This window comes from Paraburkholderia fungorum (assembly GCF_003610895.1).
GTDB classification, from domain to species: Bacteria; Pseudomonadota; Gammaproteobacteria; order Burkholderiales; family Burkholderiaceae; genus Paraburkholderia; species Paraburkholderia fungorum_B.
This window is the reverse complement of sequence record NZ_MCAS01000001.1, coordinates 76,809-91,474: the sequence shown is the minus strand read 5'-3', so window position 1 is coordinate 91,474 and position 14,666 is coordinate 76,809. Positions and strand designations below refer to the sequence as shown.

Annotated in this window: 10 protein-coding genes; 8 read left to right on the top strand and 2 right to left on the bottom strand. The window is 63.0% G+C overall.

Annotated features, from left to right (window positions below; genetic code table 11):
- Nucleotides 1-4 precede the first annotated feature (4 nt).
- The 7 genes from BCY88_RS00345 to BCY88_RS00315 all read left to right on the top strand — a co-directional run bounded on the left by BCY88_RS00345 (nt 5) and on the right by BCY88_RS00315 (nt 10,246).
- Entirely contained in the window at nt 5-1,945 is a 1,941-nt protein-coding gene (locus BCY88_RS00345) for an ABC transporter permease (protein WP_120342289.1), read from the top strand.
- On the top strand, nt 1,942-2,751 hold the full coding sequence (locus BCY88_RS00340) for an ABC transporter ATP-binding protein (RefSeq protein WP_120342288.1): 810 nt from the start codon (nt 1,942-1,944) through the stop codon (nt 2,749-2,751). Before BCY88_RS00345 ends, BCY88_RS00340 begins: the two co-directional genes overlap by 4 nt.
- On the top strand, nt 2,748-3,461 hold the full coding sequence (locus BCY88_RS00335) for an ABC transporter ATP-binding protein (protein ID WP_120342287.1): 714 nt from the start codon (nt 2,748-2,750) through the stop codon (nt 3,459-3,461). Before BCY88_RS00340 ends, BCY88_RS00335 begins: the two co-directional genes overlap by 4 nt.
- A 73-nt stretch (nt 3,462-3,534) precedes the next feature.
- Nucleotides 3,535-4,734, top strand: a complete 1,200-nt coding sequence (locus BCY88_RS00330) for an amidohydrolase family protein (RefSeq protein ID WP_120342286.1) — start codon at nt 3,535-3,537, stop codon at nt 4,732-4,734.
- Between the two features lie 31 nt (nt 4,735-4,765).
- Nucleotides 4,766-5,272: a (2Fe-2S)-binding protein gene (locus BCY88_RS00325; protein WP_120342749.1), complete on the top strand. Its 507-nt coding sequence runs from the start codon at nt 4,766-4,768 to the stop codon at nt 5,270-5,272.
- Nucleotides 5,269-8,883 carry a molybdopterin cofactor-binding domain-containing protein gene (locus BCY88_RS00320; RefSeq protein ID WP_120342285.1) on the top strand — a complete coding sequence of 1,205 codons (3,615 nt, stop codon included), beginning with the start codon at nt 5,269-5,271 and terminating at the stop codon, nt 8,881-8,883. The genes BCY88_RS00325 and BCY88_RS00320 overlap by 4 nt, the downstream gene beginning before the upstream one ends.
- A gap of 154 nt (nt 8,884-9,037) precedes the next feature.
- A complete protein-coding gene (locus tag BCY88_RS00315; protein ID WP_120342284.1) occupies nt 9,038-10,246 on the top strand; it encodes an ABC transporter substrate-binding protein in 1,209 nt (402 codons plus the stop codon).
- Nucleotides 10,247-11,263: 1,017 nt separating this feature from the next.
- On the opposite strand, the gene BCY88_RS00305 is transcribed toward BCY88_RS00315, so the two are convergent.
- Both BCY88_RS00305 and aptA read right to left on the bottom strand, forming a co-directional pair.
- Entirely contained in the window at nt 11,264-11,515 is a 252-nt protein-coding gene (locus BCY88_RS00305) for a hypothetical protein (protein WP_120342283.1), read from the bottom strand.
- A gap of 235 nt (nt 11,516-11,750) precedes the next feature.
- Complete coding sequence (aptA, locus tag BCY88_RS00300; protein ID WP_120342282.1) at nt 11,751-13,079, bottom strand: omega-aminotransferase AptA; 1,329 nt, start codon at nt 13,077-13,079, stop codon at nt 11,751-11,753.
- A 157-nt stretch (nt 13,080-13,236) separates the two neighbouring features.
- Between aptA and BCY88_RS00295 the strand changes: the two genes are divergently transcribed.
- On the top strand, nt 13,237-14,652 hold the full coding sequence (locus BCY88_RS00295) for an aminotransferase-like domain-containing protein (RefSeq protein ID WP_120342281.1): 1,416 nt from the start codon (nt 13,237-13,239) through the stop codon (nt 14,650-14,652).
- Nucleotides 14,653-14,666: the final 14 nt, after the last annotated feature.

Genomic DNA, 14,666 nt, shown 5'->3' with positions numbered 1-14,666 from the left:
CGCGATGCTTTCGAATTTGCTGGTACAGCTGGTCAACGGACTCGCCGACGCGTCGACGCTGTTTCTCGTTGCCGCCGGTTTGTCGCTGATCTTCGGCGTGACGCGCATCGTCAACTTCGCGCACGGCTCGTTCTATATGTTCGGCATTTACGTCGCGTATAGCATTACGAGCCGCTTCGGTCATACGGCGGGCGGGTTCTGGCTGTCTGTGCTGGCTGCCGCCCTGGTGGTGGCGGTGCTCGGCGCGCTGGTCGAAATGATCGTGTTACGGCGCATCTACCAGGCCCCTGAGTTGTTTCATCTGTTGGCGACGTTCGCGCTGGTGCTGATCTTTCGCGACGCCGCGCTATGGCTGTGGGGCCCGGAGGACCTGTTCGGACCGCGCGCGCCGCATCTGGCCGGCGCGGTCGAATTTCTCGGGCATCCGCTGCCCACTTACGACATCGCGCTGATCGTGATCGGGCCGGTGGTGTTGCTGCTGCTCTGGTATGCGTTGACGCGTACCCGTTGGGGCACGCTGGTGCGCGCCGCGACACAGGACCGCGAGATGCTCGGCGCGCTCGGCATCAATCAGGCATGGCTGTTTACCGGCGTGTTTTTCGTCGGCGCGTTTCTCGCTGGTTTGGGCGGAGCGCTGCAAGGGCCGCGGATGTCGGCGAATCTGTCGCTGGATCTGGAGACGATCGGCAATGCGTTCGTGGTCGTCGTGGTCGGCGGCATGGGCTCGATTCCGGGCGCGTTCGTCGCGGCCTTGCTGATCGCCGAGATCAAGGCGCTTTGCATCGGCATCGGCCATGTGTCGGTGTTCGGGGTCGATCTCTCGTTGAGCCGCTTTACGCTCGTTGCAGAATTTGTCGTGATGGCCGTGGTGCTGGTGGTGCGGCCCTGGGGCCTGCTAGGCAAGGCGAGCGCCGCGGTGCGCGGCATGGCCGCGCCTGAAGCGCCGTTGAGGCCCGCGGGCAAGCGTCTGAAATGGCTGGCGGCGATTGCCTTGCTCGTGCTGGTACTCGCGCCGCTTGCGGCCAATGCGTTTCCCTACATGCCTGTGCTGCTGGTCGAAATTCTGATCGCTGTGCTTTTCGCAACGAGTCTGCATTTCATCATGGGCCCTGGCGGCATGCATTCGTTCGGCCACGCCGCGTACTTCGGCCTGGGCGCTTACGGCGCCGCGCTGTTTCTCAAGGTGTTGAATCTGCCGATGGAAGCCGCGTTGCTGCTCGGCCCCTTGCTCGCGGTGGCGGGCGCGCTCGTGTTCGGCTGGTTTTGCGTGCGGCTTTCAGGCGTCTATCTCGCGATGCTGACGCTCGCGTTCGCGCAGATCGTCTGGTCGGTGGTATTCCAATGGGACGATGTAACGGGTGGGAGCAACGGCATTCTCGGCTTGTGGCCGTCGAACTGGTTGTCCTCGCCGGTGGCTTTCTATTATTTGACGCTCGCCTGTGCGGTATTGGGGGTAGGGCTGCTGCGCAAGATGCTGTTCTTACCGCTTGGCTACGCGATGCGGGCGTCGCGCGATTCGGTGCTGCGTGCCGAGGCGATCGGTATCGACGTGAAACGCGTGCAGTGGGCGGCGTTTGTCGTTGCGTCGCTGTTTTGCGGGCTTGCCGGATCGCTTTATGCCTTCTCCAAAGGGACGATTTCACCGGAGGTGATCAGCGTGAGCCGTTCCGTGGATGGCCTCGTGATGGTGCTGCTCGGCGGCTTGCAGACCTTGACCGGGCCGATCGTCGGCGCTGCCGTGTTCACGTGGCTGCAGGACACAGTCGCGCGGCAAACCGATTATTGGCAGGCGTTGCTGGGCTTCGCGATCCTGCTGCTGGTGATCGCGTTTCCGCAGGGTATCGTCGGCTTTATTCGTGAGCGGTTTGGCGACGATACGGTGGATAAGGCGGAAGAGCGTGCTCCATCGCCATCCCGGGGTACGGCGATCAAGGAGGGGCTATGAGCTTGCTGCGCGTGTCCGGCCTTTCCAGGTCGTTCGGCGGTCTGAAGGCGGTGGACAACGTGTCCTTCGATCTTGAAGCAGGTCAACTGCTGGCGCTGCTGGGGCCGAATGGCGCGGGCAAGTCGACCTGTTTCAACATGGTCAACGGGCAACTGCAGCCTTCGTCCGGCTCGATTCGCCTCGACGATCGCGAACTGGTCGGCATGCGGCCACGCGATATCTGGCGGCTGGGCGTCGGCCGCACGTTTCAGATTGCCGCGACCTTCAATTCGATGACCGTGCTCGAGAACGTGCAGATGGCGCTCGTTTCACGCGAACGCAAGACATTCGGTCTGTGGAAATCCGCGGGCTCGCGCTATGCCGATGAAGCCATGACGCTGCTCGAACAGGTCGGCATGGGCGCCGACGCGAAGCGCGCCTGCGGCGTGCTCGCGTACGGAGACGTCAAACGCGTGGAACTCGCGATCGCGCTGGCGAACCGCCCGAAGCTGCTGCTGATGGACGAACCCACCGCCGGCATGGCGCCCAAGGAACGCAACGAGTTGATGGCGCTGACCAAGCGTCTGGTCACCGAGCACAAAATCGGCGTGCTGTTTACCGAGCACAGCATGGACGTCGTATTCGCCTACGCCGATCGCATGATCGTGCTCGCGCGCGGCAAGCTGATCGCCGAAGGCGACGCCGAAACGATCCGCAACGACGCACGCGTGCAGGAAGTCTATTTCGGCACCGGCAAAACCTTCCAGCCTCGTGCGCCGCTGCATGAAGCGGCAGGCGGCCAGCACGGACAAGGAGCGCTGCAATGAGCGAGCCGATGCTCAAGGTCTCCGGCCTCAATGCGTTCTATGGCCGCGCGCACATTCTGTTCGACGTGGGCCTCGAAGTCGGCCGCGGCGAAGTGGTCGCGCTGATGGGCCGCAACGGCGCCGGCAAATCTACGACGATGAAAGCGGTGATGGGCCTGCTGCCGCGCCGTCAGGGCGAAGTGCGTTTTCGCGGGCAAAACATCACTGCGCTAGCGCCTTATCGTATCGCTCGCATGGGCATGGGGTTCGTGCCGGAAGACCGCCGCGTGTTTGCCGATCTGACGGTGATGGAAAACCTCGACACCGGCCGTCAGCCGCCGCGCGAAGGCGCACCGCAATGGACGCCGGAAAAGTTGTTCCGCCTGTTCCCCAATCTCGGTGAAATGCCGAAACGCCCCGGTGGCCAGATGAGCGGCGGCGAGCAGCAGATGCTTACCGTCTCGCGCACGCTGATGGGCAATCCGTATCTGGTGCTGCTCGACGAGCCATCCGAAGGCGTCGCACCGGTGATCGTCGAACAGATGGCGAACATGATTCTCGAACTCAAGCGCGAAGGGCTGTCGATTCTGTTATCCGAACAGAACCTGCATTTCGCCGAGCTGGTCAGTGACCGCGCGTATGTCCTCGAAAAAGGGCAGATCCGCTTTAGCGGCACGATCGGCGAACTCGCAAAGAACGAAACAGTGAGGCGCGCTTATCTGAGCGTGTGATTCCATCGGCGCATGAAGCGTGCAAGGTGTGCGCGCAAGCCGTGCCGGGCAATCGTTGCGAAAGGAGAGGCAGATGGCAGCAGAGACGTTGACAGGCTTGTCGGGCAAGGTCGCCGTAACGAACATCGGTCTGCTGTTATCCGGCGACATCGATAAGCCGATTCTCGACGCGAACACGCTGGTGATCGACGACGGCGTGATCGTCGCGCTCGGCCGCGAAAAAGATTGCGACCTCGAGGGCGCGCGGACGACCGTCGACTGCAAAGGCACCACGGTCGCGCCGGGTCTGATCGATTCTCACGTGCACCCGGTGTTCGGCGACTGGACGCCGCGGCAGAATCAGATGGGCTGGATCGAATCGAATCTGAACGGCGGCGTGACGACCATGATTTCCGCCGGCGAGGTGCATTTGCCTGGTCGTCCGAAAGATGTGGTCGGCGTAAAAGCGCTCGCGATTACCGCTCAACGTTCGTTTGAAGGGATGCGTGGCGCGGGTGTCGGTGGCGGCGTCAAGGTGATGGCGGGCGCGCCGGTGATCGAGAAGGGCATGGTCGAAGAGGACTTCAAGGAGCTCTCGGAAGCGGGCGTGAAGCTGCTCGGCGAAGTCGGTCTCGGCAGTGTGAAGGGCGGCGAGGAAGCGGCACAGATGGTCGCCTGGGCACGCAAGTATGGCATTCAAAGCACGATTCACACGGGCGGTCCGTCGATTCCGGGCTCGGGTCTGATCGATCGCGACGTGGTGCTCGCCGCCGACGCGGACGTGATCGGCCACATTAACGGCGGCCATACGTCGCTGTCCTACCGGCACGTGTGCGATCTGTGCGAGCAATCGAGCCGCGCGCTGGAGATCGTTCACAACGGCAACGAACGGATCGCCTTGCTTACCGCGCGCCATGCGATCGAGTTGAAGTGTCCGCATCGGATCATTCTCGGCACGGATAGCCCGGCGGGTTCCGGCGTGCAGCCGCTCGGCATTCTGCGGATGATCGCGCTGATTTCGAGCCTCGCCGATGTCCCCGCGGAAATCGCCTTCTGTTTCGCGACCGGCAACACCGCGCGGCAACGCAATCTGCGTCAGGGGTTGATCGAAGTGGGCCGTCCCGCCGACCTCGTCTTCATGGACCGTGCGCAGCACACGGCGGCCGATACGCTGCTGGAAAGTGTGCAACTCGGCGATATTCCTGGCGTCGGCATGGTGATGATCGACGGATTGATCCGCTGCCGGCGCAGCCGCAATACACCACCGGCGACCGAAGTGCCGGTGGTGCTTTGAACGCGCGCCGCACGGCGTGGCCGGCATGGTCATGAACCGCCCGACACCGCTTGCGCTGCATGTCAACGGCGCGATCTATCTGGTCGGCGCCGCTGCCGACACGCCACTGCTGTATCTGCTGCGTAACGACCTCGCGTTGAATGGGCCCAAGTTCGGCTGTGGTCTCGGCGAATGCGGTGCGTGTACGGTGTTGCTCGACGGCGTGCCGACGCGTTCGTGCGTGACGACCGCGAAGGTTGCGCTGGGCCGCGAGATCACCACGCTTGAGGGATTGGGTACGCGTGCCGCGCTGCATCCGGTGCAACAGGCCTTTATCGAAGAACAGGCCGCGCAGTGCGGCTATTGCCTGAACGGCATGATCATGACCGCCAAAGCGTTGCTCGATCGCGATCCGAATCCAGGTGTCGAGACGATTCGGCGGGAGTTGTCGCGCAACCTCTGCCGGTGCGGCACGCACGTCGAGATCGTGCGTGCGGTGCAGCGTGCTGCGCAATTGCTCGCCGCGCAACCGGCGCCGGATCAGGGAGCGCGCGTATGACCGGGCCGGATTTCAGTGTCGATCGCCGGTCCGCACCGCCGTCGCGGCAGCAACTCTACGACGCGCAGAATGTGCTGATCGTCACGCGGCCGCCGCAAGCGCCGGTGCGCGCGGCGGCGGGGCAACCGGGGTCGCGCTCTTCGTTCGTGCCGACCGAAGCGGACATGTTTCTTGTTGTGCGCGACGACGGCAGCGTGGTGGCGTTCAACGGTCACGTCGATCTCGGTACGGGTATTGGCACGGCGCTCGCGCAGATTGTTGCGGAAGAACTGGATGTGCCGTTGACGCGCGTGTCGATCGTGCTTGGCCATACGAATGAAGTGCCGAATCAGGGGCCCACGATCGCGAGCGCGACGATCCAGATATCGGCGGTGCCGTTGCGGCACGCAGCGGCGCAAGCGCGGCAATATCTGCTGACGGAAGCGGCGGCGCGTTTGGAGGTCAGCGCGGAGCAGCTCGATGTGCGCGACGGCGTGGTTTTTCAGCGCGACGGCGATACGGGCAAAAGCCTGAGCTACGGCGAATTGATAACCGGCCGGCGCATCGAATTGACGCTCGCCACCGATGCGCCCTTGAAATCACCCGACACGTACAGGATCGTCGGTAAAAGCTCGCCGCGTGTCGATATCCCCGCGAAAGCCACGGGCGAATTGAGCTTCGTGCACGACGTGCGCGTGCCCGGCATGTTGCACGGCCGAGTCGTCCGGCCGCCGTATGCGGGTGTCGCGCAGGGCGAGTTCATCGGCAATAGCTTGCTGCATGTCGATGAAGATTCTATTCGTGACTTGCCCGGCATCGTCAAGGTAGTGGTGATTCGCGATTTCGTCGGTATCGTCGCTGGGCGCGAAGAGATCGCGCAGCAGGCTGTGAAGCGATTGAATGTACGGTGGAAAACCGTAGAGGGTTTGCCGCCGCTAGAAACCAGCGAGGAAGTGGAAGCCGCACTAAGGGCCAATCCGGCCAAACGGCGCGATCTGGTGATCGAGGGCGATGTCGACGCAGTGCTCGCGCAAGATCCTGCCCGAACGCTGGAACGCACCTATGTATGGCCGTTTCAGATGCATGCGTCGATTGGGCCCTCGTGCGCGGTGGCCGATTACCGGGATGCGAAGCTGAAGGTCTGGTCGGGCACGCAGAATCCTCATTCGTTGCGCGCCGATCTCGCGTTGCTGATGGCACTGGATGAAGCGCACATCGAAATCGTGCGCATGGAAGCGGCAGGGTGCTACGGGCGCAATTGTGCGGACGATGTTGCCGCCGATGCCGCGCTGCTCTCGCGCGCGACCGGCAGCCCGGTGCGTGTGCAACTATCGCGCGAAGACGAGCATGCCTGGGAGCCCAAAGGCGCTGCGCAGTTGATGGATGTGCGCGGCGCGTTGAGCGCGCAGGGCGAACTCGCGGCATATGATTTCGCCACGCGCTATCCATCGAACGACGCCCCTACGTTGGCGCTATTGCTCACCGGAACCCTCTCTGCAGAGCCGCAGGTCCTCGAAATGGGCGACCGCACGTCGGTGCCGCCATACGACTACCGGACCATGCGCATTGTCTGCGACGACACGCCGCCGATCGTGCGCGCGTCCTGGCTAAGAGGTGTGTCCGCGTTGCCGAATACGTTCGCGCATGAGTCTTTCATCGACGAACTCGCGGCAGAAGCCGGCGTCGATCCCGTTGAGTTTCGGCTGAAACATCTTACCGATCCGCGTGCGATCGATCTCGTCAAGGCGGTCGCCGAGAAAGCCGGCTGGCAAGCGCGTACTAGCGCGTCGAAAGAGGAAACTCAGGACGAGGGCGACGTTGCACGCGGTAGAGGCTTTGCTTACGCCCGTTATGTGCACAGCAAATTCCCGGGGTTCGGCGCGGCATGGTCCGCCTGGGTCGCCGATGTCGAAGTCAATCGCAAGAGCGGCGAGCTTGCCGTGACGCGTGTGGTGGTCGGGCAGGACACCGGCATAATGGTGAATCCCGATGGCGTACGTCATCAGATACACGGCAATGTGATCCAGGCAACCAGCCGCGCGTTGAAAGAACGCGTGACGTTCAGCGATAACGCGGTGACGAGTCAGGAGTGGGGCGCGTATCCGATTCTGACTTTCCGCGAAGTACCGGTGATCGACGTGGTGATGATGCCGCGTCACGGCGAGCCGCCTATGGGCACCGGAGAATCGGCTTCGCTGCCTGGCGCGGCGGCGATCGCCAACGCGCTCTACGACGCGACCGGCGTGCGTTTTCGCCGGCCGCCGTTCACGCCCGAGACGATTCGCGCCGCGCTTGCCGATGCGCAAGCCGAGGAAGCCGCGGCGCGTCGGAAGAAGCGCCGCCGGCTTGGTTTTTTCGGCACCATCGCCGCGGGCGCAGCCGGCTGGTTGGGCGTGCTGGCCATGGCGCCGCAAGCCATGGCGCCGATTACGCCACCGCTCGCGAGTGCGTTCGCACCCGAACTGGTGGCGCGCGGCAAACTGCTCGCATCGCTCGGCAATTGCGCGGTTTGCCACACCGCGCACAACGGCGTGCCGAACGCGGGCGGCAAACCGCTCGATACGCCGTTCGGCACCGTGTACAGCACAAACATCACGCCCGATGGGCAGACGGGCATTGGCACATGGTCGCTCGACGCATTCGTGCGAGCGATGCGGCAAGGTATCAGCCGCGACGGGCATCGTCTGTATCCTGTGTTTCCCTACACGTCGTTCAAAAACACTTCCGACGACGACCTCAAGGCGCTTTACGCGTATCTGATGGCGCAAACGCCGGTGCGCGCCCGTACGCCGGAAACGAAGCTGGCGTATCCGTTCAGCTTGCGGCCGTTGATGGCCGCATGGAATGGGCTTTTCCTTGGCCGTAACCCGTTGCCCGCCGATGCGGCGCAAAGCGCGCAATGGAATCGCGGGGCGTATCTCGTGAACGGCCTCGGCCATTGCAGCGCGTGCCATACCCCGCGCAATGCATTCGGCGCCGAGAAAACCGGCACCGCGTTCATGGGCGGCGGCATGGCCGAAGGGTGGGAAGCGCCCGCGCTGTCGGCGCTCTCCAACGCGCCCGTTCCCTGGAGCGAAGACGAACTGTTCAGCTATCTGCGCTACGGTCACGCGCCGCTGCATGGTGTCGCGGCCGGGCCGATGGCGCCGGTCGTCGGCGATCTGACGGCCTTGCCCGACAGCGATATTCGCGCGATGGCCACGTATCTGGCTTCGTTGAATCCGCTCGAGGCCAACGCCGATCCGGCGGCGATGGCGCGTCAATACGAACAGGCCAGTACGATAACGGGTACGGCAAGCGGGCTCGGCGCACGTCTATTCGACGGCGCGTGTGCCGCCTGCCATCACACGGGCAGCGGGCCGCAGCTGTTCGGCGCGCATCCCTCGCTGGCGCTTAACACGAATCTGCACAGCACGACGCCTGATAATCTGATTCGTGTGATTCTCGATGGTATCGGCTCGCCTGCGCGCCCCGAACTCGGTACGATGCCGGCTTACCGCGACAGTTTCAACGACGCCCAGGTCGCCGAGCTTGTCTCATACCTGCGTCAGCAATTCGCCGGCGGCAAACCGGCCTGGCAGGACGTCACAGCAAGCGTCGCCAGAATCCGCGCGACGCCGCGGGCGGAGTGAAGCCGCCGCACGCATTGCAGCAAGGTTTGCCGCGGCATTCACAGCAGCACTTGCAGTACAGGTTGCAACACGGCTCGCCGAAGCATCGCGATACGCTTGAACGCTTGATAAAAACGACCGCATTCCCGCAATCCTTTTGATAACGGAGAAACGCATGACTACGCGCGCAGGATGGATCTCTCGCCTCACGGTTTCAACGCTTGTATCGTTCGCGGCCTTTGGCGCGAGCGCCCAGCAGACGATCAAGATCGGCGAAATCAACAGCTACAAGGCGCAGCCCGCCTTTCTCGGGCCTTACAAGAACGGCTGGAATCTTGCGCTCGACCAGGTGAATGCGGCGGGCGGCGTGCTCGGCAAACAGCTCGAAGTAGTGTCGCGCGACGACAACGGCAATCCGGGCGACACGATCCGCGTCGCGCAGGAGTTGATTGCGCGTGAGCAGGTGCAATTGCTGTTTGGCGGTTTCCTGTCGAACACGGGTCTTGCGCTGACCGACTTCGCGAAGCAGAAGAAGATTTTCTTCCTTGCGGCCGAGCCGTTGACCGACAAGATTGTTTGGGCCGATGGGAACAAATACACCTACCGTCTGCGTCCTTCGACGTACATGCAAGTCGCGATGCTGGTGCCGGAGGCGGTGAAGCTGAAGAAGAAGCGCTGGGCGCTCGTGTATCCGAACTATGAGTACGGGCAATCGGCGGTGGCGACGTTCAAGAAGCTGATGACGGCGGCGCAACCGGACGTGCAGTTTGTCGCCGAGCAGGCGACGCCGTTGGGGAATGTCGATGCGGGCGCGGTCACGCAGGCGATTGCCGATGCGAAGCCGGATGCGATTTTCAACGTGCTGTTTGGCGCCGATCTCGGCAAGTTTGTGCGTGAGGGCAATACGCGTGGCTTGTTCAAGGACCGCAGTGTCGTGTCGTTGCTGACGGGCGAGCCGGATTACCTTGATCCCTTGGGGGCGGAGGCGCCGACTGGCTGGATCGTGACGGGTTATCCGTGGTATTCGATCGATACGGCGGCGAACAAAAAGTTTGTGGATGCGTATCAGGCGAAGTACCACGACTATCCGCGGCTTGGGTCGGTGGTGGGGTATTCGGCGTTGATGTCGATTGCGGATGGGATCAGGAAGGCTGGCTCGACTGATCCGGATAAGCTTGCCGCCGCGTTCAAGGGGTTAGGGGTGGATACGCCCTTCGGGCCGATTACTTATCGGGCTCAGGATAATCAGTCGACGATGGGGGCTTTTGTCGGTGTTACCGGGCTTAAGGATGGGAAGGGGGTGATGACTTCTTATCGGTATGTTGATGGGGCTAGTGTGCAGCCGTCGGATTCGGAGGTTAAGAAGATGAGGGGTGCAGAGTAGTTTTTTTTGGGCCTGCGCGGCGCTTTGGTTGTTTGCTTATGGCGTTGGCCTTTTCTTCATCTGGTTGCCTGCGCGGCGCTTACTCGTCTGTGCGCTTACTTCTTTGGCCTTTCCTTGTTGTGTTATTGGTCTATTAGCGTTGCCCCTGTGCGGGGCGGCACTTACTTTCTTTGCCGCCGCAAAGAAAGATAAGCAAAGAAAGCGGCTCACCCCGCCAGCTCATAAGTGGGTCCCCCGCACAGCCGCGGTAGTGGTGCATCTGGAATCTGTGTTTTCGCACATTCGGCGCTCGTGACAAGGGCGTCATACTTCCGGCGGCGCTGCGCGCGCCGAACGGTACTTCATAAAACCAGTTGGCGCTCGCGCGGTTTGTGTGGATCCCTGATTCGTCGTTGCATCGCGGCCGCTGGTGAGACTGTGGCCCTGCCATGAATGCAAGGCATCGACAGTTCAAGCGTTCACCCCACGGTCTGCACAGTTCCCTGGCTAGTTGTTGCATCGCCGCGGCGGGCACAATTGCGCGCGCTGCAACGTATGCAGTGCATCGCCATTTCATTCCAAGTGGGGTTCGCCAATGAGTGCGGGAGCATCTCGCCGAGGCGAAGCCGATGGCCCCCGCCACGCGAGACGAAGCCTCGGGTTTCCCATGCAGACCCATCCGCGACGCACGCAGTGCGGAGTGGGAGCGAATGAGCGCTGTGTCGCTAACGCGGAGTGTGCGAGAACACAGATTCCAGATGCACCACTACTGTGGCTGTGCGGGGGACCCGCTTATGAGCTGGCGGGGTGAGCCGCTTTCTTTGCTTATCTTTCTTTGCGGCGGCAAAGAAAGTAAGTGCCGCCCCGCACAGGGGCAACGCTAATAGACCATTAGCAATTCAAGGAAAGGCCAAAGAAACCAGAGCAAGGAAAGGCCAACACCACAAAACCACAACCAAAACAAACCACTAACAAAACAAGAAAAAACCAAACCCACAAACAAACAACAACCCGCCGAGCAGGCCCCAAACCTGACTCTCATTCCTCAGCATCATGCTCAATCACAAACCGCCTCAAATAAGCCAGCACCGCGGCCTCCACCCCCCGATGGTCGGCAGTACTCTTTGACCCGGCATTTTCCTCATCCCCAAACAACGCCGACGGCGCATTATGCACATCCACTTCCTGACCTTCACGAAACACACGAATCTCGTGAACATCCTCAGCGTATTCTGCAACCCAATGCACGCCTTCGATATGCGCGCCCGCGCGAACGGTAGGTATCTTCATGGACGTCTCCCGTCGGGCCGGACCACGGCGCCAACCCTTGCCACCACCATACGCCGTCCAGACGCCACGCGCGAGCGTTACCGCATAATCTCCCAAGGTTTCGCTGCACCGCAGCGAGCCTGCCGAAGCTCGACCATGTCAGCGGCGATGCCGACGCAAGAAGACGGCAAGCAAGGGCGTGAGCAGCGATGCAGCGCGCGCACCCACGCGCGCCGCATCTTTCCACGAGCCTTACTTACTGCACGGTCGCCAGCACGTCGCCCACGGTCTTGAAGATGTGTGCGATCTGCTCTTCGTCGATGATGAGCGGCGGCGAGAACGCGAGGATGTCGCCGGTAAAGCGCACCAGCACGCCCGCCTCGAAGCACTTCACGAACGCTTCGTAAGCACGCGCGCCCGGCGCGCCGTCGCGCGGCTCGAGTTCGACGCCCGCGATCATGCCGAGGTTGCGCACGTCCTTCACATGCTTCGCACCGCGCAGCGAGTGAGCGGCGGCTTCGAACTTCGGCGCCATCGTCGCCGCGCGCTCGAACAGGCCTTCACGGCGATACAGGTCGAGCGTCGCAACCGCGGCGGCGGCCGCAGCCGGGTGAGCCGAATACGTGTAGCCGTGGAACAGCTCGATCGCGCCCTGGGCGCCGCCGTTGACGATCGTGTCGTGGATCGTGCGGCTCGCGGCCACCGCGCCCATCGGGATCGCAGCGTTGTTGATCGCCTTGGCCATCGTGATCAGGTCCGGCGTCACGCCGAAATATTCGCTCGCCGTTGCCTTGCCGACGCGGCCGAAAGCGGTGATCACTTCGTCGAAAATCAGCAGGATGCCGTGCTTCGTGCAAATCTCGCGCAGTTTCTGCAGGTAGCCTTGCGGCGGAATCAGCACGCCCGTCGAGCCGGCCACCGGTTCGACGATCACGGCGGCGATCGTCGACGCATCGTGCAGCGTGACAATGCGCTCGAGTTCGTCGGCCAGATGCGCGCCCCAGGCAGATTGGCCTTTCGAAAACGCGTTGTGTTCGAGGTTGTGCGTGTGCGGCAGGTGATCGACCGCCGGCAGCAGCGCGCCGGAAAACGTCTTGCGGTTGGGGGCGATGCCGCCGACCGAAATGCCGCCGAAGCCCACGCCGTGATAGCCGCGCTCACGGCCGATCAGGCGGGTGCGCTGGCCTTCGCCGCGCGAACGGTGGTACGCCAGTGCGATTTTCAGGGCGGTGTCGACCGATTCCGAGCCGGAGTTCGTGAAGAAGATGCGGTCGAGGCCGTCGGGCATCAGTTCGGCGACTTTCGTGGCCGCTTCGAATGCCAGCGGGTGGCCCATCTGGAAGGTCGGCGCGAAATCGAGGGTCGACAGTTGCTGGGTGATCGCCGCGACGATTTCGTCACGGCCGTGGCCGGCGTTCACGCACCAGAGACCCGCGCAGCCGTCGAGCACTTCACGCCCATCCGTCGTGCGGTAGTACATCCCCTTGGCCGATTCCAGCAGGCGCGGCGCAGCCTTGAACTGGCGGTTCGCGGTAAAGGGCATCCAGAAAGACGACAGGTCGTCGATGACGGGGCGCGAAGTCATGGTTTTCTCCTCGAAGTGGTCCCCCAAGGGACTTCCTTTGGGGCATAGCCAAAACTGTAGCGTTCGCGGTTTAATGGCGGCATAAACAGTTGACGCGGTGTGGCGCTAACTGTGTTGGTGGAAACGCGATAACTGTGCCGACTCCTCATTCCCGACCATGATCGAACTACAACTAGAGCGCGACCGGCGCGCCGCGCCCACGCTCGTCGAGCAGGTGGTGCAGGGCTTCGCGAGCGCGATTGAGGCGCAGTCGCTGCGTGCCGGCGCACTGTTGCCATCGGTGCGGCAGTTGGCGCAAAGCCACGAACTAAGCACTTTCACGGTCACCGAGGCCTACAACCGTCTTGTTTCGATGGGCCTCGTCGTGGCGCGGCGCGGCTCCGGTTACCGCGTGGCGGCGCGTTCGCAGTCCGCGCGGGCCGCTCCAACCGACTGGCAACCGCCGAGCCTGACGGCGACCTGGCTGCTGTCCGACGTATTTGCCGACCATTCGGTGCCAATCAAGGCGGGTGGCGGCTGGCTGCCCAACGAGTGGATCAACGAAACAGGCTTGCAGCACGCGCTGCGGGCCATGAGCCGGGTGCCGGCGGCGCGTCTCGGCGACTACGGGCATCCGTACGGCTTTGCGCCGCTGCGCGAACGGATCGCCGAGCAGCTCGACCGGCGCGGTTTGCCGGTCGACGTCTCCAACGTGCTGCTCACGCAGGGCGCGACGCAAGGGCTGGATCTGATCGTGCGCACGTTGCTGCGCGCGGGCGACGCCGTGATCGTCGAAGACCCGGGTTATTGCAATCTGCTGCAGATTCTCAAGCTCGCGGGGCTGGTGGTGCATGGCGTGCCGCGCACGCCGGCGGGTGTCGACACCGACGTGCTCGAAACGCTGGTCGCACAACACAAGCCGAAAGCGATTTTCGTCAACACCACGTTGCAGAATCCGACCGGCGTGACTTTCGGCATGTCGGCGGCATTCCGCTTGCTGCAGATCGCCGAGCGTCAGCGCATGTGGGTGATCGAAGACGACGTCAGCCGCGAACTGGCGCCGCCCGGCGCGCCTTTGTTCGCGGCGATGGAGGGCTTGCAGCGCGTGCTCTACGTGGGCGGTTTTTCGAAGACCGTGACGCCCGGATTGCGCTGCGGCTACGTGGTCGCCGAGCGCGCGGTATTGCGTGAACTGGCGCGCACGAAAATGGCGGTGGGGCTGACCTCGTCCGAAGCGATCGAGCGGATCGTCGACAAGGTGTTGCTTGAAGGGCGCTATGCGCGTCACGTCGAAGCCGTGAACGAGCGGCTCAAGCTCGCGCATGCGAGCGTCGAAGAGCGGCTCGATTCGCTTGGCCTTGAACTGTTCCACCGGCCGCGAGCCGGCCTGTTTCTGTGGGCGCGGCTGCCGATCGAAGCGGAGCGCGCGGGTGAAGTGGCGACCGCCGCGCTCACGCATGGCATCTGGCTTGCGCCCGGCTCCTACTTCCGTCCCGACGATGCCCCAAGCGCGTGGTTCCGTTTCAACGCGCCGTACTCGACCGACGACGCATTATGGCGTTTCATCGAACGGATCGGGCGGGGCGAGATCTAGCCGGCCGTGCCCGC